Origin of the sequence: Sphingopyxis sp. USTB-05, from assembly GCF_023822045.1 — a bacterium.
Classification (GTDB): Bacteria; Pseudomonadota; Alphaproteobacteria; order Sphingomonadales; family Sphingomonadaceae; genus Sphingopyxis.
In genome coordinates, this window is the sequence record NZ_CP084712.1 from 296,252 (window position 1) to 322,950 (window position 26,699).

Sequence of the window (26,699 nt, forward strand, 5' to 3'; positions counted from 1 at the left end):
TCAAGGGCTGCCGAAGCCCATCGCCGCCATGATCGAATATGAGGCATCGTCGGCCCGCCCTTGAGGCGCGAAATTTGAACGGATTTTGCGAGCACTGGCCGGCGGTGCAGCTGCTGCTGGATGCCGATTCACGGTCTCCGCGTGGCCCAAGGATCGCCCCGGCCGCGCTTTGCTGCGACGCGCTTTTCGCTTGCCGGCATTTTGTGGTTATGCGGGCGGCGAACGTGGTGAGTTGATGGCAAGCGCATTGGCGTTACGCCGTATCTGCTGAGCGCTGGAGGTCGCCTTGGCACGCCAAGGACCCGAAAGGCATGCGCGGAATGTCTCGGCCCCTGACTTCGGACGTCGCCGGTTTGGATTCCCTATTTCTGGTCGAGTGTATCAAGCGACATCGTGAAGTGGTCCGGGGGCGACACGTAAAACTGGTCCACCCCGGGTTGTTAAGCGGCGTTTGTTTCGAGCGTCGGAGTGGCCTTTTGCAAAAGGCCACTCCGACGCTTTTCGCGTAGTCTGCCAGCATGGAAGGTGCGCAGCTGGGCGCCGCTGAGCGTCTGATCGCGCCGATGGTCGAACGATTCATGGCGGGCGACCGGGAGTTTGGGAAGCAGCGAAAGAGGACTTACCCGATCAAATGAGTGCGAGGTCAACCGGGTCAAGGATGTGGCATACCTTCACACGCTCTATGTCGATGGGCTGATCAGCCCGGAAACGTTCAACACGATGCCGCCGCAGACGCTGGATGCGTTTCGTACCCGCGGCACCGTTGCCGAGACGCTGACCGGGGGCATCGCCGGGGCGCGGCGACAGCTGGCCGAGGCCGAGCTTGCCAAGGTGCGCGCAGCTGCAGATTTCATCGACGACGTGATCGACCGCCACAAGGCCAAATTCTGACCAGATGGTGCCTGATGGCGCTGGCCGCCTTGATCCGGCTGACGCGTCCGAATTTCATGGATCGCGCCAACCTGGCGCCGGGGGCTACTAGATTCACACATTGAGTTTGTGGCCGAGTAAGTTGATTGCGCGTTTGGCGGTTTGGATTTCGAGCCATCCTTCGAGCATGACGATTGGTCCGGGTTTTCCGTAATATCCGGTCCATCCGCCGAGGCGGGCGCAGACCCATGAGGCTTAGGCGAGAGAGCCTTTGGGGTGAGGGTTTTCCTGGCGCTCGGTTTTGCCTTCGAGCTTGGCGCAATAGGCTTCTAGCAGCGGCAGGTCCTCAGGGTCGAGCGCATCGGTTGCCGGTCTGAGTGGTCCGGGCCACCCTCACGGGCATGGACGAGTTGCTGGATGGTGACGGCGGCGACAAGGGCAGCGATGACGAGCTTGTCGCGCGGCTCGGGGTATTCGATGCGCAGGCCCTCGACGTCGAACCCCTTGGTTTTCAAGGTACGGAACAGCTGTTCGATCGCCCAGCGGCGGCAGTAGAGATCGACGATCTTCCAGGCTTGCAGGACGTTTTCGACGGGACGAGTGGTCAGGAGCCGCCAGTGGATTTCAGGCCTGCCCGGCAGCGGGTCGACCTCGCGAACATCGACCAGTTGCACCGCGAGCGTCTCGGGCAAGCCGGCCCTGAAGCCGCGCTGCGGCCGGGCCAGCTTCATCGTCGCGAAGCGTATGGCGAGCCGGGTAAGGCGGGCGGGACATCCGGGCTTGGCCGGCAGATCGAGATCGGCTCGACCCATTTCGGGCAGCGCATCGAGCGCGGCGAACAGCCGCCCGCCATCACCCAGGCTGCGATCCTGCGCGGATCGTACCAAAAGGTCCGCGGGCTCGGGCCGCAGCGCGAACGCCTCGTAAATGTCGCCCTCCCGGTCGCAGATAATCGTGATCCGCCGCGCCCCTGAGCATGTCGAAGCCGCCTGATCCGCCGCTTCCAGCCAGCGGAAGCTCTCTTTCTCTTCGATCGGCAGGATCCGGCGTTCCGCCTTGCGCCCCGACTGCCGCCGCAAGAAGCAGCCGCCCGCCAAGCCCAATATCGCGCCGTCCTGCTCGTCGAGCGCGAGCGCCGCGTGCAGATAATCTCCGCCGCCGCCCTGCGAACGCTGCACCGTCGTGTCCTGGATCACCAGCACATCGCGGTCCAGGCAACGCTCCGAAAGCCCACGACCGGCCTCCGCCAAGTTCTCTGTCACCGTCACCGCGGTATTGCGTAACAATCGACTGATCCGGATCTCGCCCGCACGATCGCCGCTAAGACGACGGACCCGAAGCGCGCGCCCACCAACCTCAACAAGCCGGCCCAAAAGAAAGGCCCCCCTTTTTGCAGCCGCAAATCGCCAAAATGGCCCAGCGTCAGTTCCATCCATACCTCCATCCAAGTCAGGACAGAGAATCAGACTTCCCACAACCCTTCAACCCTCATTCAAAACACGATGTGTGAATGTCGTAGCTCCGGGGGAGGGGGGACATCTTCAGCCACGCAAAGATGCTGCCGCGCCGCGCCGCGCGGCGAACTGCCAGATCAGCCGCCGGCGCAGACGAGACGGGCCTTCACAGCCTTAAGCCTTTCGGCTACTCGATTCCGGTTGTCGCATAGGCTTGCTCCTCGGCCGCGATCAATACGCTCGCGAGCATCCAATACGCCTCGCCCCACGCCTCCAGCACCGCATCGGTAACGACGTCCGGGCCAAGAACATCACGTATGGCTGGCAGGAGCGCCTCGGCAACCAGGGGATAATGTTCGGGTCTGACGCCGGTTTCGACATGGCGCGCGATCATGCGCGCGACGGCAGGACTGAGATTTTCCAGCCGGTCGATGTTGCGTGCATAAGCAAGGATCGCAGCGGCGAGCTTTCGCGGCTGCTCGCCGCTGCTTTGGGCGGCGCGATCGAACATCGCCTCTACCTCGGGATGCTCGAAGAGCCTCGCGTACATCGCGGACGTTATCGCGACGCCATGCTGTTCGAGTGCCGGCGCCGTCGACTTCACAATCTCCATTGTGTGCTGCGATGCTATTTTCATCGAAGTTGAACTTCCTTCCCTTGCATTTTTGCTTGCCGTCATCCCGCTGACGGCGTCGCGCTATCGCCGAAGACGATATGCAAGAGATGCGCCAGTCGATGGACGCCGGGCGGACGTGGCCGGGAGGGGGCCGAATGTCGGATCAGGGATGTGTCTATGGGTTCGAATACACGCCTATGCGCTGGCGGCCAGCTTCCCGTCCGCCTTGAACCAGGACGTCGCCGAAACATAGGAGCGCAGCATGGCCATCCACTCCTCACGCACCCAGTCGCGTTCGGCACCGGGAAACTGGAAAGCGACATCAAGCCCGGTCCCGATGTGCGAAACCAGCAGGATGGCGAGCATGTTAGCCTCCCGCTGATCGAGCAAGGGAAACCACTGGAGCAGGCGCCCGCTGACCGCATCCCTGCTCGGCTGGTTGACTTCCGTTTCATAGGTCTCGATTTCGGGGATCGAGCGATAGGCAAAATACAGGTCGAGAATGCTTGCATACTCTTTCCATATGCGGGCGAAGTCGCGCTCGATTTCGGCGAGAAGCTTGTCAACATCAGGAGCCTTGGCCGCCGCCTGCTGGACACTTTCGGCGATCTCGTCGAGCACTGTCCGGATCAGGCTGCAAAATATCGCGGTGCGATCCGGGAAGAAGAAGTAGATCGTCCCGACCGGAATTCCCGATTGCTTGGCAATCTGGGCAATCGAGACCTTGTCGAATGGATATTTGCCGAGAAGGTCGCGGCAAGCCAAGAGTATTTCGGCAACACGTTCATGGCCGCGACCTTGGGTCGGAACTCGTCGCATGCCGCGCTCTGATCCCGACTTGGCCGGGCTGGGTTTGGACCGTGTACGGCCCCTCTTTTCGATCATGGGAACTTTCTACTCGGCGCGTTTCGACTCGCCTTGATGAAAAGAGGCCGCGCCAGGGAAAACTATGCGGCGCAGGCCGCCCGCGCAAGTACGTGCCATGCGGGGCCGTCGCGGAACCTGGCGCCATTTCTCCTTTGCTGTCTTTCAAGCCCCCTGTCTCGGACCGAGCTTTCCCCGGACAGGGCGTTCGCTGTTCGGAACCTGAACACCCGCCTGCATCCGCTGAACAGATTGAACAGCAGGCGGTGGACGCTGCGGCATCCACCGATCTTGCTGCCCGGCCATGGCGTGAATTGCCCCCCTTGAACGGGCTTTTGACGCAAGATGCGCCAGACAAATTCTGCCCGGCGCACAATTGGCACAGCCTTTGCTTTGTCACTCTTGCAACGCAGTCAGGGAAAGGGGGCCGGGGTATGATGTTCTTGGCGGACGCACGCGAATTTGTCCGCCGTGCGCTCACGGCTGCCGCTCGCGCCATTCCCGACGATTCTTCGGTCACGGCTGTCGGAGCGACTTCGCGCCCGTTCGGGCCCCAGAGGAGAAGATCGCGCATCGGGCGCCGTTGAAGGCCCGGGTCAAAACCAAAACAAGCAAAACAGGGAGAGGAAAATGGGAATGCATCTTGATTATGGGGCATCGAACGCGATGCGCCGCCGCCTCATGGCTTCGGTTTCGATCGCCATCTTGACGCTGGCGCTGGGCACGCCAGCCGCTCATGCACAGGACGCGCCAACCGAAGCGGCCGCGCAGGCCGACGACCAGTCGGCCATGGCCGATCCGAATGACATCATCGTGACGGCAACCCGCAAGGCGGAAGCTCTCAGCAAAATTCCTGTCAGCGTCGCGGCCTTTTCACAGGAGCAACTTGATGTTCAGGGTGTTTCGACGGTCGACAGCCTCGTCAAGAACACGCCTGGCGTGACATTGCGCCGGGATGGCGATGGAACCAGCAACATCGCGGTCCGTGGCATCTCGTCCACGATCGGCGCTGCAACGACGGGTGTCTATATCGACGACACGCCTGTCCAGATCCGGCAGGCCGGGCTGAGCTTCACGGCGACGAACGCTTTTCCCAACATCCTCGACCTCGAACGCGTCGAAGTTCTGCGCGGCCCGCAGGGCACGCTCTTCGGGTCCGGTTCGATGGGCGGCGCCATTCGCTTTATTACGCCGCAGCCGAGCCTCGACGAGCTTCAGGTCTATGGGCGCGCCGACGTGTCCTTCACCCACTATGGCGAAGCCAATTTCGAGACCGTGGCCGCAGTCGGCGCTCCCATCATCGAGGACAAGCTCGGTTTCCGCATCAGTGCCAGCTACACCCGCGAAGGCGGCTGGATCGACCGCATTCCGCGGCCGGAACTCCAGCAGCAGTATCTTTCGGAGCAGGCTGGTCTCAATCGCCGGGCCGGAAGCGACAAGAATGCCAATTGGGGCGATGCCTACACGTTTCGCCTGGCCGTGACCGCGAAGCCCGCGGAGAATATCCGCATCACGCCCAGCGTCTATTTCCAGCAGACCTATCAGAACAGCGCCTCCGACTTCTGGGAATTCTTCTCCGATCCAAAGAAAGGGGTGTTCCGGAACGGCGACGTCGTCGATGGACCCAAGCGCGACCGCTGGTGGCTCCCCGCGCTCGCGACCGAATTTGATTTCGACTTCGCGACGTTGGCAACCAACACGTCCTATTTCATCCGTTCAAACCCGAACACCTATGATGTCACGACGGCGGTGGTGCAGCTTACTGCGGGCGGCGAACAGGTTCTCACCCCGATGAGCGAATGGGTTCCGGGTGCGCCCTACTTCGCATCAGCGGCATATGATCCCAACCGCCAGAAGGTGTTCACGCAGGAACTCCGGTTGCAGTCGAACAATCCGGACTCGCGGTTCGGATGGCTCTTGGGTCTCTTCTATCAGCATTCCAAGGGCGTATCGGAAGATTTTGTCCTTGGCGACGAGACCACTTTCAACCAGCTGACAAACGGTCTCTTCGGCGTACCGAACTATGTCGATTTCTTCGGGGTGCCGCTGATCGACGGGCAGATCGCCTATCAAACGTACGACAAGCTCATCGACAAGCAATATGCCGCGTTCGGAGAACTCAACTACAAGATCCTCGACAATCTTACCGTCACCGTGGGCGCACGCTTCTCGAAGAACAAGCTGGTCGCAACCTCGCTTCAGGGCGGACCCTATGCGGGCACCTCGACCCTCTCGGGGTTCACGGCCAGTCAGTCGGAATCGCCAATCACTCCGAAGTTCAACATTTCGTGGCAGGCAACCCCGGACAGTCTGCTGTACGCGACCGCATCGAAGGGCTTTCGTGGCGGCGGCGTGAACCAACCGCTCCCGGACCGCTGCGATGCGGGCCTGGCCGACGCTGGCTTTTCCGAGCCGCCGGACAGCTATGATTCGGACTCGCTGTGGAGCTATGAGGTCGGCACCAAGAATCGTCTTTTTAACAATCGCCTCTCGCTCGACGCGAGCGCCTTCCATATCGATTGGACCGGCATTCAGAACGCGGTCTACATCGGCTTGGGCTGCAATCGATCGGTCGTATTCAACGCCGCGAACGCGAAGATCGATGGCTTCGATATCGCCGCTACCGTCCGTCCGGTGGACAATCTGACCGTCGCTGCGGCAGCCGGCTATGTGAACGCCAAATACAGCGATGACCTCCTCGGCGGGGCCGACGCGAACGGCGTCCAGCCGCTGATCATCGCCAAGGGTGATTCCATCCCGAACGTGACACCCTGGAGTGTGTCGGCGAGCGTTCAGTATGACACGGTCCTCGCCGGCAAGGACGTCTATCTGCGCGGCGAATATCAATATGCCGGCAGGAAGCGGCCCTCGACGATCAATAATCCGCTAGCTGCATCCTACAATGCGAACGCCATTCCCGATGCCGCATCGAACGAGTTCAACCTGCGGCTTGGCGTGGCGCTCGGCGACGTCGATCTGACGGCCTATGTCGACAATGTGTTCGATGCGACGCCGAGGTATCGCACGTCGAGCGGCGATGCCGGAAACACGGTTTTCCGGGGCTTCACGCTGCGGCCTCGCACAGTGGGCGTCACCGTCAGTTACCGCCGCTAACGGGCGGGCGCGGGACCGGCCATGCTCCGCGGCCGGTCCCAGCTTGCATCGGCCAATTGAAACTCGACGAATCCTCAAGTTTCAATTGACCCTGCAAATGGCGGGGATTACGAAGACATAGTGGGCGACTCACTTAAGCGAGCGCTGCCTGGGAGAGTATGATGCGGTTGCCTGCTAAGGGTCGGTACAGAGTCGTTGCGCTTGGAAGCGCGGTCATTCTGCTTGTCGCGGCGCTTCTCCTCTGGAACATTTTTCTGCGCGCGCCCGACTGGGCTGCGGGCAAGGACCGTCCGAAGTCCGGCGATGAATATACGCGCATGGTCAAGCTCAGCCCGGACCAATATCGCCAGACAATCGCCAGCATCTTTGGACCCGCGGTCAAGATCGAAGGGCAGTTCGTCGAGCCGGGTGTGCGTGAGGATGGTCTTCTGGCCGTCGGGGCCGGTCAGGTGAGCATCACTTCGGCAGGGCTCGAAGCTGCAGATGCCATGGCGGCGGGAATCGCCCAGCAAGTGTTCGACCCGACCATGCGGGCATCGACCATGCCATGCAAACCCGAGGCGACGAACCGGCCGGACGACAAGTGCGCGGGCGAATTCTTCTCGAAGGTGGGCCGGCTGCTGCTGCGCCGCTCGCTCACCGATGAGGAGCTCAAGGCCTATGTCGCCGTCGCCGCCGAGGTGACCGGCGATTCCAAGGACTTTTATTACGGAATGCAGGTCGCCCTTCGCAATCTCCTCATCGACCCGCAGTTCCTGTTCCGCTTCGAACATGCGGCGGCCGATGGCAACGGCGTGTTCCGCCTGACGCCGGACTCGCAGGCGTCGCGGCTCAGCTTCTTCCTCTGGAACGGTCCGCCGGACGCGGAGCTGCTCGACGCTGCAGAAAATGGCGATCTCGACAGCGCCTCGGGCCGCGAGGACCAAGTCGAGCGCATGATTGCCTCGCCACTTTACGCAAATGGAGTCCGGGCCTTTTTCGAGGATCTTCTCGGGTTCGACCAGTTCGCGACGCTCAGCAAGGACACGACGCTCTTCCCCAAATTCACCGCGAGCATCGGCGCCGACTCGAGAGAGCAGACGATGCGGACGATACTCGACCTGCTCGTTTATCACGACGGCGATTACCGCGAGATTTTCACGACGCGCAAGACATTCCTGACGCCGGCGCTCGGTGCAATTTACCGCGTCCCTGTCATAACCGACATCGAGAACGGCGCGGTCGATCCGTGGGTGCCTTACGAGTTTTCAGTCGGCGACAAACGTCCGGGCATCCTCTCTCACATCAGCTTCGTGGCTCTCCACTCACACCCCGGCCGCAGCTCGCCTACCCACCGTGGTAAAGCCCTCCGCGAATTGCTGTTGTGCCAGAAAGTGCCGCCGCCGCCGGGGGATGTCGATTTCAGCCTCGTGCAGGATATCAGCAGCCCGACCCTGAAGACGGCCCGGATGCGGCTGAACCTGCACGCTGCGCAACCAGCCTGTGCCGGCTGTCACAAGATCACCGATCCGATCGGGCTTGCGCTCGAGAACTTCGACGCTGCCGGTGAGTTCCGCACCACCGAAAATGGCGCAGTCATCGACACCCACGGCGACCTCAACGGCGTCCATTACAAGGACGCCGACGGTCTCGCCAAGGCGCTGTATAACGATCCGTCGGTGCCAGCCTGCTTCGTCAAGCGCGTCTATGCCTACGCAACAAGTCAGGCGCCGACCGGGAGCGATCTCGGCAATCTCAAGCAGTTCAAGGAAACCTTTGCGAATAATGGATATCGCGTCCGGTCGCTGATGACGGCGATCGCCGTCGACGAAGACATGTATCGTGTCATTCGGCCGCGCAAACCGCTGCCAGCCCGGCCCGTCCTGACCGCCGGTCACGGGCGCCCTGTCAAACCGGCAAGCCCCACAACATGAAGGGAGTAAGATCGTGACTAGAGACCTGGACATTTCGCGCCGCATGGTTCTCCGCGGCTCGCTCAACGCCGCGGCGGTCACCGTTGCCCTGCCGTTCCTCGATTCGATGTTCGATGTGAACGGCGAAGCCTATGCGGCGACCAATACCACGCTACCGACGATCTTCGGCACCTGGTTCTACGGCCTCGGTCTCGCTCCTGGCTTCTGGCAGCCGTCAGCAACGGGAGCGAATTTCCCGCTAACGCCGCAGCTCGAGCTATTCGCGCCCGTGAAGGACAAGATGAACGTCTACAGCGGCATGCAGGTGTTTCTCGACGGCAAGGTAAACCAGAATCATTATTCGAGCGCGCAGGGGATCATGACGGGCTATGTCGCGCCGACCGGCGCCGGATATAGCACAAGTCTCGATCAGGCGATCCTCGCAAAGTTGCAGCCCACGACCCGCTTCCGTTCGATCGAGGTCGCGTGCGACGGCGATACAAAATCGAGTTGGAGCGCGCGAGGAGATAGCGGAATGAATCCGTCGATCGTTTCGCCGGCGTCTCTTTATGGCCGCATTTTTGGCCCCGAGTTCGTCAATCCCAATGCCGCGAACTTCAAGCCCGACACGAAGACGATGGTACGGCACAGCGCGCTTTCGGCCATCACCGAACAGCGCAAGAAGCTCGTCACGATGGTCGGTGCGGACGATCGCGCAAAGCTGGACGAATATTTCACTTCGGTTCGCGATCTTGAAAAGAAGCTCTCGTTCGAGCTCCAGCGCCCGGCACCGCTAGAGGCCTGTACCGTAGCCGGGAGGCCCGAGGGCGAGAAGGAAGGGACGGTCATCGAGGACGCGATGCACCGGCACAATCTTTTCATCGACCTGCTGACTCATGCCCTGGCCTGCGGCCAGACGCGGGTCTTCAACCTCAGCATCTCGCAGGGGATGTCAGGCCTTCGCAAGGCCGGTGACCCCACGGGTCACCACACTTACACGCACGAGGAGCCCATCGATCCGGTGCTCGGCTACCAGAAGATGTCGCGCTGGTTCTCCGACCAGAATATGGCAGCGTTCCTTTACGTCATCCAGTCGCTAGACAATGTGAAGGAAGGGGACCGCACGCTGCTCGATCGCAGTCTGGTGTTTGCCTACACCGATCATGGCGAGGCCCGGCTGCATTCCATGAAGGAGTTCCCCCTTTTCACTGCCGGCAGTGCCAACGGCCGCCTGCGGACCGGTTACCATGTCAATGCGAAGGGCGATACGGTGAGCCGTCTTCCTCTCACCATCCAGCATGCCCTGGGCATCAGCGTTGATAGCTGGGGCCGCGAATCGAACATGACCTCGAAGCCCTTCACGGAGCTTCTCGTGTGATCGGGGGCAAGGTAAAGACCCTGGCGAGGATCAAGCGAAGCGCCGCCGCGGCCGCGAGGATCGGGGCGGTGCTCGCAGCCGCGGGGGCGCTCGCATCCTGTTCGATGTCTGGCGCCGGCAGCGGCGAACAACTCTCGACGCCGCCTGGAATCACGACCGTCGACGTCACTTTCACGCTTTTTGCCTCGCAACCCGAATACCAATGGACCCGGCTTGGCGATGACAAGGGCCGCAGCCTGTTCCAGTTCGTCGGAACGGAGAAGGACAAGGCGGCATGCACCGGCAAGTGCCGCGCGCAGTTCCAGCCCCTCGTCGCGCCGGAAGACGCCGGGAGCTACAAGTCCTGGTCGCTGGTCGACCTTGCCAACGGCAAGCAGCAGTGGAGCTATCGCGGACGCCCGCTCTACACCTGGAAAAAGGAAACCGAGCCCGGCGCGATCGCGGAGAACATCGTCTGCAAGCAGCGCGAGAGCGCGAAGCTCGCCGAGTTCAACACCTGCAGTATCCCGAAGGATCGTCCGCTGCCGCCAAAGGGGTGGCGCCTCGTCCGTTACGAACCGACCACGATCCTCAAGACGCCGCCCTTCATTGCGGTCCAGCGGGTTGCCAATGTCTCGGGCAACACGCTGGTCGATGGTAAGGGAGCCACCATCTACGAATTCACGGGCGACGTCGAGGACGACAACAGCGCCTGCGAAAATGCGAAGGGGCGCTGCCTGCAGGAGTGGAGTCCGGTTCTTGCCTCCGCGCTTGCGCAAGACGTTGGCCCGATTACCACGATTGCGCGTGCGGACGGCACCCGCCAATGGGCCTTCAACGGCAATCCGCTGTACACCTATTCGTCGGACCGGCAGCCGGGAGATGCCAAGGGGGCTGGCCGCGAGACGTCATGGCACGTCGCCATGGTGCAGCGCGATTTCGCTCCGGCCAATGTCAAAACGCAGATCGTGGCCGGGCGCGGCGCCGTTCTCGCAACATCCGACGGCCATACCCTTTATACGCGCCATCCGTTCGAATTCCGCTGGGGCGGCCGCAACGCCCGCAACGGTTTCAACAACGACTATGCGACCGGAAAAAAGCTCGGCGCAGGCGGCTGTGACAAAGCTTGCCTTGCCGAGTGGCAGCCGTTTCTCGCGCCCTCCGACGCCGTCAGTTCCGGATATTGGGAAGTCTACAAGCGCAAGGACGGCAAGAAGCAGTGGGCCTATAAAGGCTACGCGCTTTATACCCGAAAAGGCGAAAAGCCGGGCGTCGTCAGCGCCAACAATGTCTACGATTATATTGTCGGCAAGAACGACAGATACAGTTTTGAGGAAGCGGGCGTCCAGTCGGGCTTTGGCGGAGGAGCGGGGCTCTTCTGGCACGCTGCCATTCCATGAGCGCGCACGTCGGAAGGGAATAATCTGATGAGAGCCACCATCAAGCGGCTGCTTTCGGGCGCGGCCGGCGCACGAGGAGTCGCTGTCGCCATGGGTTCGCTGCTGGCACTGGCCGCGCCAACAGCTGTTCGCGCGGAAACGCGAGGCTTCGTGATCAGCACCTTTAGTACCGCGACATTCTCGCATCCGACCAACTGCAAGAGCGGAGGGAATGGGGCGAGTATCGACATCCAGCGCCGCCAATTGCAACGGCTCGGATATTCGTCATCAGAGATCGCCTACATCCTGCAGGAAGGGAAGGATCACAAAGGCCGCAAGCAGCGCGAGCTTAACCTCATGCGGGGCCCAGGGGGCAAGGTTGTCGATCCGTTCAACGATCCGGGCGCGGCCGTTGATCCCGGCATCAAGCTCATGGCGGGCCGCTATGCGCCCGGATTCAATCTCGACGGCAACCTCGCGACCGGGTTCGAAGATCCTTACTCCGGCGCCAAAGGCATCGACAATCAGCTCCTGCGCGTGGTCGGCTGCTTTCAGGCCTATGACGTTACCTGGCCTGTCCGCCCATTCTACGAAGAAGTGATGTGGGACACGATGACCGACACCATGCCGGCCTGGGTCGTCTCTGTCTCTGGACCGAACCTGCGAAAGGACGGACCGGTGACGGTCACCTTCGATCGCGCTCTTCAGCATGTGCGACGCAATGCCTCGGGCGGCGCCCTGCACGACGCCACCTATATGCTGGAACGCGGATCGCGATCGCATAGCGTCTTCAAGGGAACGGTCCGCAACGGCATTCTCACCATCGCCCCGGGCAAGCTCAAGCTTGAAGGCGAAGCTCCGATCTTTACGACCTTGCGACTCTACAGAACGCAGGTGTCCCTCCGGTTCAAGCCTGACGGATCGATGGAGGGGTTCATCGGCGGCTACCAGCCGTGGCTCGATTTCTTCTACATGGCTTCATCGGCAGGCGAGGGAAACATTGGCCTCGACATCCCCGGGCTCTTCCATTCCTTCAAGCGGCTTGCCGACTATGGCCCTCATCCGAAGACCGGGCAGAACATGCTGATTTCCTCGGCCTACTCGGTGGTGGCGGTTCCTGCCTTTCTCGCGACAATAGACAAGAAGCTGGTTGCGACGACGGGCGGCATTCGGCGGACGACCCCGCCGCTTGTCTCCAACGTGCCTGGAGCGGTCAAACCAAAAGCCGAAATGTCGGAAGAAGACAAAGCAAAATGAGGCCGGTCCGGCGTGTGGCGATCGGTCTAACGAACGCAGACCACGCCCCGACCGGCCGCCTAGGGGGCGTAGAATGAAGATTTCCGCTGGCATCGCATCGATCATGCGCCGCAGAAAATTGCTTGTTGGGCTCGCAGTCGCCATCCTGCTCCTGGCAGCCTGGACGATTTATGAGTTCAGCCGAATGGGTCCGGGCATTCCCCCGGCTGCGAAGGCTGGTGCGATCGACACCACGCATCAGATTTTGCAGCCGGCCCGGACGCAAGATGCCGAACGCGGGCGCGTGCTGGCGTTGGCGGGCAATTGTTTCAGCTGCCACACGGCCGACAAGGGCAAGCCTTTTGCGGGCGGCGTGCCCTTTTATACGGATTTCGGCACAATCTACTCGACAAACATCAGCTCCGATCCGAAAACGGGCATCGGGAAATGGACCGAAGCCGAATTCGTCCGCGCAATGCGCGAAGGCATCGGTCGCGACGGCGAGCATCTGTATCCTGCGTTCCCCTACACCAGCTTCACGCAATTGTCGGACCGGGATGTGCGCTCCCTCTACGCGTTCATCCGCACGCTCAATCCCGTTGCCTATGTGCCGCCCGAAAACGAGATGAAGTTCCCGCTCAATTTCCGGCTGTCGCTGCTCGGATGGAAGCAGCTCTATTTCCGTCCCGGTCGCTTTCGCGCCAAATCGGGCCAGACGGCCGAGCAGAAGCGAGGCGATTACCTTGTGTCCGCTCTCGCCCACTGCAGCGCGTGCCATACTCCCCGCAACACGCTGGGGGCGGAGAAAGAGGATCTCGCCTTCGCCGGCGGCACTTTCTACGACCATGTGCGTACAGGCGACGTCAGGTCGTGGGGTTCGCCGAACCTTACCCAGCATTCGTCCGGCCTGAAAAGCTGGAGCCGGCAAGATATCGAGGAATATCTGACTCAAGGGACCTCTTCCAAGGCATTCCTCATGGGTCCGATGAACGAGGTCGTTCTCAACAGCACGCGGCACCTCCCCGAATCGGACATCCGCTCCATCGCGGCCTATCTGAAGGCGTTGCCGCCGCGGAGCTATGATCGTCCGAAGGCCGTAGACAAGGACCGGTTCAAGGCAGGCGAACTCTCCTACATAGCGAATTGCGGTTCGTGCCATGGCCTCGGTGGAAAAGGTGATCGCCAGACCGCGCCGTCGCTAGCGGGTAGTCCGATGGCTCAGGCGCCCGACCCCGCTTCGCTTATTAATATCATTCTTTATGGTCCCGATATCTCTCCCGGCCTGGAGACTTCGGTCAGCAGACCGGACATGCCGTCCTTCGACGCAAAGCTCGACGACCAGGAGATCGCCGACCTCACCACATATCTGCGCGCCAGCTTCGGGAATCGTGCCAGCCCGGTCTCGGCCAAACAGGTCCAAAAGCAACGGTGATCGACCCGGTCCCCAAGAGGAGAAATCCAATGAGACGTTCCAGACTCCAGTTGTTCGCCGCCCTGACCGCCCTTGCGGTGTCGCAGCCGGCCCTGGCTGCGGAGGGCGGCGGCACCCGGCACATCACCCAGCTCAAGCTTTCCGATCTTGAAGGGCAGCCGGCGTCGACGCTGGATCTGGCGCCTGCTGTTCCCGGCGATGCGAAGCAGCCTTCCATTTCCTACACTGCGGTCCCGCGATATGAATCCAAGGATCGCAAACTACTGGCTTCGGTAAAACGATATGCGAAGATGACACTCCCGCTCCGCGACTGGCCCGTCGACGAGTTCATGCAGCTGATGGTCGGCGAAGTGGAAATCGTGGACGAAGCCGGAACGGTAACGCGCTATCGCGACGGCGATGCAATCCTCATTCCACGAGGATTTAACGGCATCTGGAGGCAGCTCACCGATGTCGAGTTCATCGCCGTCGAATATGGAGAGACGCCGCCCGGCGGCTGAGATGGCGCTATTCAGGACAAAGCTAGGTCGGGATCCGGCCCTGTTGATTCTGGCGGTCGGGGGCCTTGCCGGCTGTTCATCGAAGGCGCCGACAATCGATGCATGCCACTTGCTCGCTCGCGAAGACATAGCGGTCACACTCGAAGTCGGCGTGGGGCCAGGCAAGCGAATGGACGATGGTCCAACCAGGGATGGAGCCTATTCGTCAACCTGCGTCTGGGAAGTTCACGTCGAATCCGCGAGCCGGTCGTCGGCGCGGCGGCTCATCTTGTTGAATGCCATGCGTTGGCCGAACGGTCGTGACCCCGGCAAATTCCTCCATGCCTTCCGGGCAGCCGCGAAGGACGGCATGATTCCGCACGCGCTCGAGCCGCTGGCGATTGGGGACGAGTCGTTCTGGTGGGGCGACGGAGTCGCAGTTAGAACCGGCCGGATCAGCTACGGCGTCTCCGTCCTCATCCCCGACGCCGACGCCGGCTGGCGCCGGGCGAGATCGGAAGATCTCGCGGGGCTTGTCGCGTCCGGTCTTTAGCGCTTGGTCGGCCTCTGCGCCGACGATGATGATCGTCAATGCGCGCGAATGCGGCTAAGGTGGCTATAGACCGTCGTGCGAGATATTTTCAGCCTCCGTGCCGTTTCCGAGACATTGTTGTTCGTCTCGTTCAACATTTTCAGGATGCAGTCGGCCTGGTTCTCGAGAAGGCTCCCGGCATGATCGGCGACGGCCAGACTGCGCGGTTCGAGAAGCTCTTCCTGCAAATCTGCCGGAAAATCCTCTAGGGTGATCCGCTCAGGGTCGTCGCAAAGCCCTACCGCAGCAGCGAGCGCCTGCGAGAGCTGCCTTACGTTCCCCGGCCAGTCATACGCCAACAGGGCAGCACGGGCATCGGGTGCCAATGTGGAAGCCGTGCCATCATGGTGGAGGCCGCCAAGAATGTCGTCGATCAGCTGCTCGATATCCTGCCGCTCCCTGAGCGGCGGCAGGCGAACAGAAATGCCGTTAAGACGGTAGTAGAGATCCTCTCGAAAACTTCCCTCGGCGATCATCTGTTTCAGATCCCGGTGGGTCGCCGCGACCACATTCACATCGACCTGAACCTCTCGGCGGCTGCCAAGTCTGCAGAATGTACCTTCCTGAAGTACGCGCAGCAGCTTTGCCTGGAGCGCAAGCGTCGCATCGCCGATCTCGTCCAGAAATAGCGTCCCTCCGTCGGCTTGCTCGATCGCTCCGATCGATCCACCCTTCTTTGCGCCGGTAAAAGCCCCGTCGGCGTAGCCGAACAGCTCAGCCTCCATCAGGCTCTCCGGTATCGCGGAGCAGTTCAGGGCAACGAAAGGCTTGCCCTTGCTGTGCAAGCTTCTCGCTAGCACTTCCTTGCCGCTGCCGGTCTCGCCCCGGATCAGGAGCGACAGGCCCCTGGATATCGCCTTCCGCCCGCTTTCAATTGCTTTGGCGACTGCGGGATCTCCGACATCGATCGCCTGCGGCGCCGGTGGCGCGCGCATAGCGGCCCTCGGCCGGGCTGGAAGTTCGGTGACGGGGGTTTGCAGGGCAGTGCGGATGAAATAGCGCCGCCCGGCCCTGCCGAGAACGGCACGGGGGGCCTCGGGCCCATGGCTTATGGCATGAGCGGGGCCTTCGAAAACTTCCTCGAGCGAGCGCCTGACCAGCTCTTGCCGCGACGTACCGAGCATGCGGCACGCGGCCCTGTTCGCTGCGGTGATTGCACCGTCGTCGGTCACGGCCAGAATGCCCTCGGACGGCGTGCCAAGAAACTCTGGCATATAATGGAGGGCTATGAGGCGAACGTCGCGGATATGGGAGAACATGCGATTTTCAATCGCGTGCGCCGCAAGGATAACATGTTCGAGAATGGCATCATGGAGATGAACCGAGCTTCCCGTCACATCGATGGCGCCGGCAATCTCGCCATCGACGCCGTAAATCGGAGATGCCGCGCATACATAGGTATCGAGATCGACCAGGAAGTGTTCGGCACGCTGTACGACCACCGGCTCGCGATCGAGGAGCGCGATTGCCGGTGCGTTCGTGCCGATGTCATGCTCCATCACCGAGTGGCCTGCGCGCAGCGGGCCGACGATTTCAGCGGGCGCACCCAGATTGTCGCACAGCGCTCCGATGATCGCTCCCGCGGGGTTGATGCAGAGAACCGACCATGACTTTGAACGAAGGCTACCATGCAGCGCTTCCATTTCCGGGGTCGCTGCGGACAAGAGATTGCGGTTGCCCCGATCGTCGAGGAGGTGGGAGGGAATACGGCTTCTCTCGAAGCGTGCGCGGTCCTTTGGTGTGGCGCCCGTTTGCCTCAGTCGCTCCCAGGATCGTTGCACATTGTGAGAAACGAGACCCGCCGGCAGTTCGCGCCCGTCCATAAACGCGAACTGCGCGCGCCGAATCTGCTGCCCCTCGTAAGGAAGTGAACGCATGTGCCAGCCTCTCCAGTCCGGGCGCGTTGTTTCGGTAGCGCCCGTCACCAAACTTGAGGAAACGACAATTTTCATCGCTTGTCCATAGCTGACGTGAAGAAGCCGGTGCCGGCGCGGCGCGAAGATCCTGATTCGGCGCGATTCGATTGCGGTCGCAAAACCCCCGCTTCATCGGAACAGCGGCGCTTCGACCGGCGGGTGGCGCCAATACCTCGCATGTCTTTTGGTGTGCCGCTGCGCAACGACGCAAAGCACCGCGGCTACGAAGAAGGTCGAAACGAGGCCCCACAGAAACTGCCCGTTCCCGGCGAGGCCTACCGTAAATAGCCCGCCGAACAGCGGTCCGGCGAACGATCCGAGGAAGTCACCGCCGCCAGCAGCGGCGGCGATGCGTCCCGAACTGTCGAGGTTGGCCCCCAGCATGCGCGCATACGGCAGAAGGATGCAGATCAGGATGTTCAGGGCGATGATGCATCCCGCGAAAATGGTCGGCGACGGGTTGGTGAGATAAAGTGCAACGATTATGGCCTGGAGCGCGCACCCGACGATGATCGGCAGGAAGCCTCCGATCTTCTCGAAGATCTTGAGCGCGATGACAGGTGTGATCACCATCAGCAGCCCGCCGATCGTCGTGAGCGTCACAAGCTCGCGAAACGAAAATCCACGAAGTTCGCCGAGGTGCTCATAGTGCAGCCAGACCGCGTTTGAGCCGGTGCCGAAGATCGCAACGATGGCGACCATGAGCCACCAGAGCGTCGAGCGCGTCGAAGACGCAAGGTCGAGATGCTCTTCCGGTACGGGAATGTTCCGGAGCGAAAGGGCAAAAGGAAGCGTGATGGCGGTTGGGATCCCTTTCTTGCGGGCAGCTTCGCATATGGCTCGCCAACCGTCGAGATCGACGCACAGCTGCCCTTGTCGGCAGACAAGCTCGGCGTTGCCTTTGGAGTCGCGCTTTCTCACGACGAATATTCCGATGGTGCGAACGGGAGGGCGTTCAGTGCGGCGGTCATTCCTCGCTGGCGCCCGGCCGATGGCATTGAGGTCATCCCCTTTTGGTCGATGTCGACGCTCAAAGATGAAGAGGTGGCTTCGACCTTCACAACCGCCGGGGCTTTCGTTCCGACCAACCTTCCGCGCCGCCGCTACTTTGGTCAGGACTGGGCGCAGAAGGATAGCCGGAACGACAACTTCAGCCTGATCAGCAAGGTCCGGCTTTCCGACAGTTGGTCGATATCGGCCGGTCTCTTCCGATCGATCTCGAAGAGTGAGGAAAATTTCTACCAGGATTATCTCGACGATTCTACCGACGGACAGGCAAGAGCGGAAGTGACGGCCGATCCGGGAAATCGGTCTGCGTCCAGCAGCGGCGAAATCCGGCTGACGTACGGGTGGGGCAACGGCGATCGCCGCCACCTGGTTCATGCCGCGGTTCGAGCCCGAAAAGTCCAGAGCCAATATGGCGGCGCCGCCGAGCCGACAGACCTTGGTGAACGCAAGCTTGGAGACAAGTTTCCGGTTCCGCGTCCAGCTTCATTAGAGTTCGGAGAGCAGGATCGAACCGAAGTCAGGCAGATGACACTTGGGCTGTCTTACAATGGCGTGTGGAGAAATGTCGGGGAGCTCAGTCTCGGATTACAGAAGACCGATTATGACAAGCGCGTAGACTTCCCCGGGACTGTGCCCGACACAAGGGCGATAGACAAACCTTGGCTCTTCAATGCCGCCTTGGCCATTCACGCCTACACGGCAATTGCCGTTTACGGCAGCTACACCTGCGGCCTGGAGGAAAGCGGAACGGCGCCGGGAAATGCTGCCAATCGCAACGAAGCGCTTCCGGCCATCCGAACCAAGCAGATCGACGTCGGAGTAAGGCTATCCGTCGCCCCAGGATTGCGCCTGCTTGCAGGCGCTTTCGATATCACCAAGCCCTATTTCAGCACCGACGAGGATAATATTTTCACCGCGCTCGGTCAGGTCAGGCATCGTGGTTTCGAAATCAGCATGACGGCAAACCCGACAAAGCAGGTCAGCATCGTCGCCGGCGCGGTGGTCATGGACCCGAAGGTCACAGGCGAAGCTGTCGAGCTCGGGCGCGTTGGGAGGAGGCCGCTCGGGCAGGAAAAGGTCACCTTCACGGGCGACGTCGATTATCGTCTGCCATGGCTCGACGGCGCTTCGCTCGACCTGTCGCTTACCTGGACCGGGCGCCGGCCCTCGTCCCGGGACAAGGTCGTGAGCACAGATCCATATCTGAACCTCGATTTGGGGGCTCGCTACGCTTTCAAGCTGGGCAATTTTCCAGCTCTGCTTCGGCTGCAACTGCGCAACCTGACGAATAGCAACGGATAGATGATCGTAGGCAGCAACGCTTATAACTTCGGGGACAAGTGTACGGTCAACGCATTTCTCGCGGTTGACTTCTGAGCCGATCATCGTCGGCCCGTGCCCGATCTCCCGGGTGCGACATGCCCCTGTCCGGACGCTTAGCCCGGCTGGACAGCTGTCCACTTACTGAACAACGCGAAGAGCAAAAATGTTCATAATGGGCGGAAGGAAGTCATTCTGCCGCGATGTTCAGTGAAACGCTGCCTTGGCATGTAATTTGCTTCTTACCTTGGCGTACCAGCCGGTCCGCTTACCGCCGCGCAGCGATGAGGAGAGAACCGGATTGGCGCATCGAGATACAATCGGGAAGGTGATGCCAGTGAACTTTTTTGACGATTATACGATGACGATCGACGGCCGCGCCGGAGTCTCGGCCGCCACGATCGAAGCCATCAACCCTGCGACCGAGGAAGTGATCGCTCAGGTCCCTGACGCAAGCCGTGCGCAACTCGACGAAGCTGTCGATGCTGCACGTCGGGCGTTTCCGGCATGGAGCGCGCGCCCGGTCGCGGAGCGCCAGGCTTTTGTGTCGAAGATCGGAGATGCTATCGAGGCCCATGCGGAGGATTTCATGCGCCTCTTGACCCGCGAACAGGGCAAGGCGCGCGCTGGCGCGGAGTGGGAAATCGGTGGATCGGTAATCTGGTGCCGCGAAATCGCAAAGCAGGAACTGCCCTTGCATGTCGTGGAAGAAAGCGATGACAGGACCGTCGAGACACGCCGTGTTCCGCTTGGCGTCGTCGGCGGAATCACGCCGTGGAACTTCCCTGTACTGCTCGCGATCTGGAAGATTGCTCCCGCTCTCGTCGCGGGCAACACGATGGTTCTGAAGCCGTCGCCCTACACGCCGCTATGCACTCTGAAGCTCGGCGAAATCCTTCGCGACATCCTTCCGGCAGGCGTGCTCAACATCGTGTCGGGCGGCAACGACCTTGGCGCATGGATGACCGGGCATCCCGGGATCGCGAAGGTCAGCTTTACCGGCTCGACTGCGACAGGCCGCAAGATCATGGAGAGCTCGGCTAGTAATCTCAAGCGCATCACCCTCGAACTTGGCGGCAACGATCCCGCAATCGTGCTACCCGATGTCGACCCGGCCAAGGTTGCGCAGGAGCTGTTCTGGGCGGCATTCCAGAACAGCGCCCAGTTCTGCGTCGCGGCCAAGCGGCTCTATGTTCATGCCGACGTTTACGACGAACTGCGCGACGCGCTCGTCGATTATGCGAAGACCGTCAAGGTCGGCGACGGGGCGGAACAGGGAACGGATCTCGGGCCGATCCAGAACCGCATGCAGTTCGAAAAGGTGAAGGATTTGCTCGTCGACGCCAAGGCGTCGGGACTCAAGGCGCTGATCGGTGGCGAGGTCGAAGACGGAACCGGATTTTTCGTGCCGGTTACCATCTACGACAATCCGCCCGAAGACTCGCGCGTCGTGCGTGAAGAAGCCTTCGGCCCGATCCTCCCTCTGTTGAAATTCGATGATCTGGAAGACGTCGTCGCGCGGGCAAACGACACGGAATATGGATTGGCCGCGTCGGTCTGGTCGAACGATAGCCAGAAGGCCAAGGAGATCGCTTCGCGCATCGAGGCCGGCACGGTCTGGATCAATGAAATCCACAGTTTCTCGCCGCATGTCGCATTCGGTGGGCATAAACAGTCGGGTGTCGGGATCGAAAACTCGCTCGAAGGTCTCGCGGAATACACGAACTCCCAGACGATCGTGACGAGACGGGTTCCGGCGTCCAGCGGAGCTTGAAGCCATGCTGTATGACGAAACCCTCGCCACGGTAACCTCGCGCGCTAGGGTTTTCGGTAACAAGGTTGCGATCATCTGCGGCGATACGCAGATGAGCTTCGTCGAACTCGACGACAAGGTCGCGCGCCTCGCGCGCGACCTGCGGGTCCGAGGGGTCGCCACAAAGGATGTGATCAGCCTTTATGGTCCTGTAGGCTGGGAATGGATTGTCGCCTACCATGCCGCGCTTCGCGTGGGCGCGGTGGTGAACCCGATCAACGCCTTGCTGACGCCTGACGAGGTCAACTATATTCTCAGCGACTGCGGAGCGAAACTGATCTTCGCCGATCGGGGCCGGCTCGACAGCCTCGCAGCCGCAGACGCCGTTCATTCCGGAATCGAGACTGTCGACTTCGGAGAAATCGATCTCCTCTCATCGACCGGCGAGGGGATCGATCCGGCCGGTGTAAGCGACCCGGATGCCTTGTCGACGATTTGCTATACGTCTGGTACCACGGGGCGCCCGAAAGGTGCGATGCTGAGCCACCGGAATGTTCTGATGAACGCCGCACTCACAGGGCTCATGCACGGACGCTCGGCAGCTGATACGACCGTTACGGCCCTGCCGCTTGCCCATGTGTATGGCAATGTGGTGATGAACGGTTCGATTATTGCCGGGGCCACTTTGGTGCTGATACCTGCCTTTGCTCCCGAAGCGGTTCTGGAGGCGATCGAGTTGCATCGCGCGACGCGCTTCGAAGGCGTTCCCACCATGTATTACCGGCTTCTGGACTCGCCGGCCTTGCCGCGTACGAACGTCGGAACGCTTCAATATTGTACGGTCGGCGGCCAGACGATGCCGGTCGACAAGATGCAGGCCGTCGAGGCTCGCCTTGGTTGCCCACTCCTTGAATTGTGGGGGATGAGCGAAATCGGCGGGCTTGGTACAACATTCCCCTGGACCGGCCCGCGCACCCTCGGCTCGATCGGCATTGCCCTGCCGGGGATGGAAGTCAGGACTGTGAATGCCGAGACCCGTTTGCCGACGGCGTCAGGGGAAGCCGGAGAGTTGCAAATTCGCGGGGCGACCGTGATGATCGGCTATCTCGGGAACCCGGAGGCGACGCGCGAAACGCTCGACGCAAACGGCTGGCTGTCGACCGGAGATGTTGCGCGCATCGATGACCAAGGCCAGGTCTTCGTCATCGATCGCATGAAGGACGTCATTCTAACGTCGGGCAACAATGTCTACCCCGCCGAGATCGAACGTGCCATTTCGAGCTTGGCCGGCGTGGCCATGGTTGGCGTGGGCCGCGACAGTCATCCCGACAAGGGCGAGGTCCCGCACGCGTTCATCGTGTGCGAAACGGGTGCCTCGCTGACCGCCGAGATCGTCGTGGATCATTGTAGGGGCTTGCTTGCACCCTATAAAATCCCGCGCAGCATCAGTTTTGTCGACGACCTGCCCAAAACATCGTCGGGCAAGATTCTGCGCCGACTTCTAGGCAAGGCAGCTTTCGACCAGACGCCGGTCTGACCGAACTCCGCTCCGGCGCGACAGGAAACGAGTTGCGGAAAGGGGAAAGACCCGCGGTCGCAAGGCGGCTGCGGGCCCGACTCGTTCGGGTCCAACAAGGCTATCCGAGCGGGAAGCCAAGCTTTTCGACGAGCTTCAGCCAGGTCCGGCGCCAGCCGCCCTTGGCGTCGACGTCCTGCAGAACCCGGAATGTCAGCCGCGCCCCGATCCAGCGAAGGGGTCCGGGCGGAATGACGTTGGGCCGGCCGGTGACGATTTCCAGCTTGAGCTCCGGAAGATCCGAACCATCGAGAAGAGCGACGCCGATGCGCGCGCCAAATCGGCTCCCAGCGACACCGAAGCCTGTGTACTCCCGACATAAACAGCTTTTTCACCGAACAATCGCTCGAAGAACACCGAGAAGCGCGAACAATAGTCGATCGATCCGCCCCAGAGGTGCGTTATGCCGAGGTCCGACAGCTGCGGAAATTTCTCGTAGAAGCTCGAGACAAGATCGCGAAAGCTTTCTCGTTCCTGGTCTACTGCGGGATTGATGTCTCCATTGAAATAGTACCTCACGCTCCTGCCGAACACGATCCTGTTATCCCGCGTGAGACGCATGTAGTTTAATTGCGCGCGCGTATCGTACACGCCTTGCCGGTTCTTCCATCCGAGACGGCCAAGCTGCTCGTCCGTGAGGGGCGCTGTGGCAAGCACGCGGTCCCTCATGGCCATGACCCGGCGTTTGATCTTGCGATGGCCCGCTGTCCAGGCATTGGTTGCGAACAACACCCGGTTCGCAGCAACCCGCCCCCCGGGGGTGACAATTACAAGAGCGTCTCCATGGTCTTCGACCGCTTCCATGGGACTATGCTCGAATACCCGCACGCCCAGCCCGATAGCCGCCGCCTTCAGGCCCCACGCCAGCTTTGCCGGATGAACAATCCCACTCCGCTGGCGGGACCACATAGCTCCTTCGAAAACGGGCGAACGCAGCTCATTCTGCGTCTCCTCGCGATCGAGGAGTTCCACGTCATGGCCGTGCGACTGGTGGGGTTCGTATTCGTCGCGGATTTTCTCGAGACCGTCGGCCGAGACAGCCACGGTCATTTCGCCATTCCACTCAATATCGGCATCGATGCCAAAGCGTTCGACGGCCGCGCGAAATCCGTCGAGATTTTCCTTGCCAAGGCGTTCAATCGCCTCGACATCGTCAGGAAAGACGCTCGCCTCGTTCCTCAGTCCGTGCATCACGGATGTCGAGATAATCCCGCCGGGACGCCCTGAAGCACCCGCGGCGATTTCACGGGCCTCGAGCAGGACAATCGACTTTTCCGGGTGTGCCTCCTTGGCCTGCACTGCGGCGCAAAGCCCCGTGAAACCTCCTCCGACGATCACGAGATCCGCGGTGACATCTGCGGTCAGTGCCCGTTCGGCTTGCGGCCGTTGGGCATCGTCCAGCCAGAAGGGCGTCAGGCTTGCTTCGCAAAGGGCACGGTCGACGGGGCTGCTCATGACGCGATCCTTCATCTGGCCGGCCGAACAGAGTTCAGCCGCCCTCTTAAAATGTCCTGGTCGGATTTCGGCCAGAACTGACTCATGTTGATCAGAGTATCCGACGCCTTTTGCAGAGCGGCCGCCTGATCGGGCGACGGAATGCCGTCAGGATCGGCGCCGTAGTGCGCAATCGGGTTATCAAAACCCGACTTGTCTTCGGAGAACGCCTCAATCGTCGCCAGCGCATGAAACGGGACGCTCGACTCTTCGTAGCCGCCCTCCTGGGTGACGACGAGGCGCCCGTTGCAAATGCAATTTGCCAGGTCGCGGACTTCCGACATCATCCACGCGAAGGCATTGCTGCCAAGGCACATCCGCCCCAGTGGATCGAAAAAGCCGGCGTCGTATCGCAAGTTGGCAAAATCTGGCGGATTCGGGCGAGCCGGAGAAGCGCGAAATACCGAGCCACGCCGTGGGGACCGGTTTCTTCGGCGGCTGGTAAGAGGCACCCGCACGAGCGGGCGATCGGGCAGGTGCCCCGCTGCTATACGCGCGGATCGCCGCCGATGATCGCTACCGCCACGACGACAGATTCGCTGCCTTCGTTGGACCACTTATGGTGCGTGCCATTCTGTACGAAGGCATCGCCAGCGCGGAGTTCGATTTTTTCGCCGGTGTCGAGTTCCATCGTAACGACCCCCGATAGAACAATGCCGAGATCGACCGAATCGGTCCGGTGCATGCCGGGGGCCTCGCCTGTGGCGACAGCGTCGATACCGGCATTCGCATACATGTCGCGGACGGCTGCGCTGAGTTCGACAGGACCACCCTTGTTCGCGTCGGACAAGATATGCTTGGGCATAATCTGCATGATAGAGAAGCGATACCCGCCGGCGGGCGGCATCAGCGCCTGGAAGCATGGTGCCGCGCCGTCATTGGGGAAAGCTGGCGGGGTGTCACTTCCCCAGAGCTGGGTGAAGCCGAACCCGCCGCCCAAGCGCTCGAACCCGATGTCCTTGTCGGACAGAATGCACGCCGAACCATCGGGCCGCTCGCCGGTAACCACAAGCCTAGTCACATCCGCTCTCCTGCGTGATCGGGCGCTTCCCGGATCCGAAATCGCCGCGCCCTCCTGATATCGGCGCTGGCCTGGCTCGCTGTGGCTCCGTTGCACCATTGTGAATGAGCCGGGATATGAACAGGAGCATCGGCTCCTGACAAGGCGACTGTGCGATCCATCATATATGTGATGCGTTGTTCATTTGCGCGGTGTGCGTTGCAAATAATGCCTCCGATTAATTAGGATGGCGCAGTCAGGGAATTGGGAGAGCGAGCTGTGGAAGGTTGCAGGACAAGGCCATCATCATCGCCGGTGCCGCTTCGGGCATCGGCGCGGCGACGGCGCGCAAGCTCGCGGCAAATGGGGCGCGGGTCGTCGTCGCCGACATCAACGAGGCGGGCGCGGCGGCGACGGCCGAAGCCATCAGGCAGCTGGCCGGGCGTTCGAGGAGGATCTCGTCGCGGATGGCTGGACCGACATGAACGCAAAGCTGGCCCGTGGACTCTACCCCTTGCCACCGCTGGCGCCCGATATGGCAGCGGATGAGAGCGCAGTTGTTCTCGAGTGTGCCGATTTTCACAAGATGGACGAGATCCGGGCGAGGGTCGACGAAATCATCGGCGACCCGGAGACGGCCGAAGCGTTGAAGGCGTGGTATGCGCGCCTCTGCAAACGCCCCACTTTCAGCGATCATTTATCTCGACACTTTCAATCGTCCCAACGTGACGCTCGTGGACACGAGTAACTCGCGCGGCGTCGAGCGTATCACGCCGACCGGCGTGGTGGCGGGCGGGGTGGAATATGAGGTCGACTGCATCATTTTTTCGACCGGTTTCGAACAAAGCAGCTCCTACGACCGGAGGCTGGGGGTCGAGATCTACGGTGTGGGTGGCCGCTCTCTATACGAGCATTGGGCGGACGGCATGCGTACGCTCCACGGCCATTCGATCAACGGATTCCCGAACTGGTTCTTCATCGGCTTGTCGCAGGTTGGGCTGACATTCAACTTCCGCGCGGTCGTCGATCCGGTCGCCCAGCAGGTCGCCTATATCATCTCGGAGGCGCAGAAGCGGGGGCTGGTGCGGGTCGAGGCGACACCGGAAGGGGAACAGGATTGGGTCGAGGCTGTCCGCGCTGCCGCTCCTGCTGATCTCAGTTTCCAGGAGGCGTGCACGCCTGGCTACTACAACAATGAAGGCAAGCTCGCGGAATCGACCGCGACATTCTGGGGCGACTTCTACATGGGGGGACTCAACAGCTTCGTCGCCATCATGGAAAAGTGGCGAGGCGAGGGGACAATGAAGGGTATAGCTCTCGCGGAGGGCAAATAGGTCAGCGGCAGCC

The 26,699-nt window shown here is 61.3% G+C and carries 23 protein-coding genes; 15 read left to right on the plus strand and 8 right to left on the minus strand.

Annotation, left to right across the window (positions count from 1 at the left end; all coding sequences use genetic code 11):
- The first annotated feature begins 563 nt into the window (after positions 1-563).
- Together KEC45_RS21925 and KEC45_RS01440 are read left to right on the plus strand one after the other, a co-directional pair.
- The gene (locus KEC45_RS21925; protein ID WP_368389976.1) at positions 564-635 is read left to right on the plus strand and encodes a hypothetical protein; all 72 of its coding nucleotides are present in this window, start codon (positions 564-566) and stop codon (positions 633-635) included.
- Positions 636-660: 25 nt separating this feature from the next.
- On the plus strand, positions 661-891 hold the full coding sequence (locus KEC45_RS01440; RefSeq protein WP_252171345.1) for a hypothetical protein: 231 nt from the start codon (positions 661-663) through the stop codon (positions 889-891).
- Positions 892-1,199: 308 nt separating this feature from the next.
- Here the strand turns inward: KEC45_RS01440 and KEC45_RS01445 are convergent, their stop codons facing one another.
- The 3 genes from KEC45_RS01445 to KEC45_RS01455 form a co-directional block, all read right to left on the minus strand.
- Positions 1,200-2,243: an IS4 family transposase gene (locus KEC45_RS01445; protein ID WP_252171346.1), complete on the minus strand. Its 1,044-nt coding sequence runs from the start codon at positions 2,241-2,243 to the stop codon at positions 1,200-1,202.
- A 268-nt stretch (positions 2,244-2,511) separates the two neighbouring features.
- Positions 2,512-2,961: a globin domain-containing protein gene (locus tag KEC45_RS01450; RefSeq protein ID WP_252171347.1), complete on the minus strand. Its 450-nt coding sequence runs from the start codon at positions 2,959-2,961 to the stop codon at positions 2,512-2,514.
- 174 nt (positions 2,962-3,135) lie between these two features.
- Positions 3,136-3,825: a TetR/AcrR family transcriptional regulator gene (locus KEC45_RS01455; protein ID WP_252171348.1), complete on the minus strand. Its 690-nt coding sequence runs from the start codon at positions 3,823-3,825 to the stop codon at positions 3,136-3,138.
- Positions 3,826-4,434: 609 nt separating this feature from the next.
- On the opposite strand from KEC45_RS01455, the gene KEC45_RS01460 reads away from it, so the two are divergent.
- The 8 genes from KEC45_RS01460 to KEC45_RS01495 all read left to right on the plus strand — a co-directional run bounded on the left by KEC45_RS01460 (position 4,435) and on the right by KEC45_RS01495 (position 15,246).
- Entirely contained in the window at positions 4,435-6,918 is a 2,484-nt protein-coding gene (locus KEC45_RS01460; protein WP_252171349.1) for a TonB-dependent receptor, read from the plus strand.
- A 161-nt stretch (positions 6,919-7,079) separates the two neighbouring features.
- The gene (locus KEC45_RS01465) at positions 7,080-8,831 is read left to right on the plus strand and encodes a DUF1592 domain-containing protein (protein WP_252171350.1); all 1,752 of its coding nucleotides are present in this window, start codon (positions 7,080-7,082) and stop codon (positions 8,829-8,831) included.
- A 13-nt stretch (positions 8,832-8,844) separates the two neighbouring features.
- Positions 8,845-10,188, plus strand: a complete 1,344-nt coding sequence (locus tag KEC45_RS01470; protein WP_252171351.1) for a DUF1552 domain-containing protein — start codon at positions 8,845-8,847, stop codon at positions 10,186-10,188.
- A 68-nt stretch (positions 10,189-10,256) separates the two neighbouring features.
- Positions 10,257-11,567, plus strand: a complete 1,311-nt coding sequence (locus tag KEC45_RS01475) for a hypothetical protein (RefSeq protein ID WP_252171352.1) — start codon at positions 10,257-10,259, stop codon at positions 11,565-11,567.
- A 27-nt stretch (positions 11,568-11,594) separates the two neighbouring features.
- A complete protein-coding gene (locus tag KEC45_RS01480) occupies positions 11,595-12,803 on the plus strand; it encodes a hypothetical protein (RefSeq protein ID WP_252171353.1) in 1,209 nt (402 codons plus the stop codon).
- Positions 12,804-12,876: 73 nt separating this feature from the next.
- Positions 12,877-14,214: a c-type cytochrome gene (locus KEC45_RS01485; RefSeq protein WP_252171354.1), complete on the plus strand. Its 1,338-nt coding sequence runs from the start codon at positions 12,877-12,879 to the stop codon at positions 14,212-14,214.
- A 29-nt stretch (positions 14,215-14,243) separates the two neighbouring features.
- A complete protein-coding gene (locus tag KEC45_RS01490; RefSeq protein ID WP_252171355.1) occupies positions 14,244-14,714 on the plus strand; it encodes a cupin domain-containing protein in 471 nt (156 codons plus the stop codon).
- Positions 14,715-14,883: 169 nt separating this feature from the next.
- A complete protein-coding gene (locus tag KEC45_RS01495) occupies positions 14,884-15,246 on the plus strand; it encodes a hypothetical protein (protein ID WP_252171356.1) in 363 nt (120 codons plus the stop codon).
- A 35-nt stretch (positions 15,247-15,281) separates the two neighbouring features.
- On the opposite strand, the gene KEC45_RS01500 is transcribed toward KEC45_RS01495, so the two are convergent.
- Both KEC45_RS01500 and KEC45_RS01505 read right to left on the minus strand, forming a co-directional pair.
- Positions 15,282-17,237, minus strand: a complete 1,956-nt coding sequence (locus KEC45_RS01500; RefSeq protein WP_252171357.1) for a sigma-54-dependent Fis family transcriptional regulator — start codon at positions 17,235-17,237, stop codon at positions 15,282-15,284.
- 93 nt (positions 17,238-17,330) lie between these two features.
- Positions 17,331-17,903, minus strand: coding sequence for a hypothetical protein (locus tag KEC45_RS01505; RefSeq protein ID WP_252171358.1), 573 nt, complete (start codon positions 17,901-17,903; stop codon positions 17,331-17,333).
- Positions 17,904-17,945: 42 nt separating this feature from the next.
- On the opposite strand from KEC45_RS01505, the gene KEC45_RS01510 reads away from it, so the two are divergent.
- The 3 genes from KEC45_RS01510 to KEC45_RS01520 all read left to right on the plus strand — a co-directional run bounded on the left by KEC45_RS01510 (position 17,946) and on the right by KEC45_RS01520 (position 22,819).
- Positions 17,946-19,511: a TonB-dependent receptor gene (locus tag KEC45_RS01510; RefSeq protein ID WP_252171359.1), complete on the plus strand. Its 1,566-nt coding sequence runs from the start codon at positions 17,946-17,948 to the stop codon at positions 19,509-19,511.
- Positions 19,512-19,860: 349 nt separating this feature from the next.
- On the plus strand, positions 19,861-21,303 hold the full coding sequence (locus KEC45_RS01515; protein WP_252171360.1) for an aldehyde dehydrogenase family protein: 1,443 nt from the start codon (positions 19,861-19,863) through the stop codon (positions 21,301-21,303).
- A 91-nt stretch (positions 21,304-21,394) separates the two neighbouring features.
- Positions 21,395-22,819, plus strand: coding sequence for a class I adenylate-forming enzyme family protein (locus tag KEC45_RS01520; RefSeq protein WP_252171361.1), 1,425 nt, complete (start codon positions 21,395-21,397; stop codon positions 22,817-22,819).
- Between the two features lie 192 nt (positions 22,820-23,011).
- Here the strand turns inward: KEC45_RS01520 and KEC45_RS01525 are convergent, their stop codons facing one another.
- The 3 genes from KEC45_RS01525 to KEC45_RS01535 form a co-directional block, all read right to left on the minus strand.
- Complete coding sequence (locus KEC45_RS01525) at positions 23,012-24,313, minus strand: FAD-binding oxidoreductase (protein WP_252171362.1); 1,302 nt, start codon at positions 24,311-24,313, stop codon at positions 23,012-23,014.
- A gap of 11 nt (positions 24,314-24,324) precedes the next feature.
- Positions 24,325-24,708 (minus strand): hypothetical protein, encoded by a 384-nt coding sequence (locus KEC45_RS01530; RefSeq protein ID WP_252171363.1) that lies wholly within the window; start codon positions 24,706-24,708, stop codon positions 24,325-24,327.
- 131 nt (positions 24,709-24,839) lie between these two features.
- Complete coding sequence (locus tag KEC45_RS01535) at positions 24,840-25,373, minus strand: cupin domain-containing protein (protein ID WP_252171364.1); 534 nt, start codon at positions 25,371-25,373, stop codon at positions 24,840-24,842.
- A gap of 266 nt (positions 25,374-25,639) precedes the next feature.
- On the opposite strand from KEC45_RS01535, the gene KEC45_RS01540 reads away from it, so the two are divergent.
- Together KEC45_RS01540 and KEC45_RS01545 are read left to right on the plus strand one after the other, a co-directional pair.
- Positions 25,640-25,837 carry an SDR family NAD(P)-dependent oxidoreductase gene (locus KEC45_RS01540; RefSeq protein ID WP_252171365.1) on the plus strand — a complete coding sequence of 66 codons (198 nt, stop codon included), beginning with the start codon at positions 25,640-25,642 and terminating at the stop codon, positions 25,835-25,837.
- Positions 25,838-26,011: 174 nt separating this feature from the next.
- Positions 26,012-26,686 carry a hypothetical protein gene (locus KEC45_RS01545; protein WP_252171366.1) on the plus strand — a complete coding sequence of 225 codons (675 nt, stop codon included), beginning with the start codon at positions 26,012-26,014 and terminating at the stop codon, positions 26,684-26,686.
- Positions 26,687-26,699 lie beyond the last annotated feature (13 nt).

Bases quoted from the DNA above. Each gene is read 5' to 3' on its own strand.
- KEC45_RS01450 (WP_252171347.1), bottom strand. From the start codon at position 2,961: ATGAAAATAGCATCGCAGCACACAATGGAGATTGTGAAGTCGACGGCG.
- KEC45_RS01455 (WP_252171348.1), bottom strand. From the start codon at position 3,825: ATGATCGAAAAGAGGGGCCGTACACGGTCCAAACCCAGCCCGGCCAAG.
- KEC45_RS01460 (WP_252171349.1), top strand. From the start codon at position 4,435: ATGGGAATGCATCTTGATTATGGGGCATCGAACGCGATGCGCCGCCGC.
- KEC45_RS01465 (WP_252171350.1), top strand. From the start codon at position 7,080: ATGCGGTTGCCTGCTAAGGGTCGGTACAGAGTCGTTGCGCTTGGAAGC.
- KEC45_RS01480 (WP_252171353.1), top strand. From the start codon at position 11,595: ATGAGAGCCACCATCAAGCGGCTGCTTTCGGGCGCGGCCGGCGCACGA.
- KEC45_RS01485 (WP_252171354.1), top strand. From the start codon at position 12,877: ATGAAGATTTCCGCTGGCATCGCATCGATCATGCGCCGCAGAAAATTG.
- KEC45_RS01490 (WP_252171355.1), top strand. From the start codon at position 14,244: ATGAGACGTTCCAGACTCCAGTTGTTCGCCGCCCTGACCGCCCTTGCG.
- KEC45_RS01495 (WP_252171356.1), top strand. From the start codon at position 14,884: ATGGACGATGGTCCAACCAGGGATGGAGCCTATTCGTCAACCTGCGTC.
- KEC45_RS01500 (WP_252171357.1), bottom strand. From the start codon at position 17,237: ATGAAAATTGTCGTTTCCTCAAGTTTGGTGACGGGCGCTACCGAAACA.
- KEC45_RS01505 (WP_252171358.1), bottom strand. From the start codon at position 17,903: ATGGTCGCCATCGTTGCGATCTTCGGCACCGGCTCAAACGCGGTCTGG.
- KEC45_RS01510 (WP_252171359.1), top strand. From the start codon at position 17,946: ATGCTCTTCCGGTACGGGAATGTTCCGGAGCGAAAGGGCAAAAGGAAG.
- KEC45_RS01515 (WP_252171360.1), top strand. From the start codon at position 19,861: ATGCCAGTGAACTTTTTTGACGATTATACGATGACGATCGACGGCCGC.
- KEC45_RS01520 (WP_252171361.1), top strand. From the start codon at position 21,395: ATGAGCTTCGTCGAACTCGACGACAAGGTCGCGCGCCTCGCGCGCGAC.
- KEC45_RS01525 (WP_252171362.1), bottom strand. From the start codon at position 24,313: ATGAGCAGCCCCGTCGACCGTGCCCTTTGCGAAGCAAGCCTGACGCCC.
- KEC45_RS01545 (WP_252171366.1), top strand. From the start codon at position 26,012: ATGCGCGCCTCTGCAAACGCCCCACTTTCAGCGATCATTTATCTCGAC.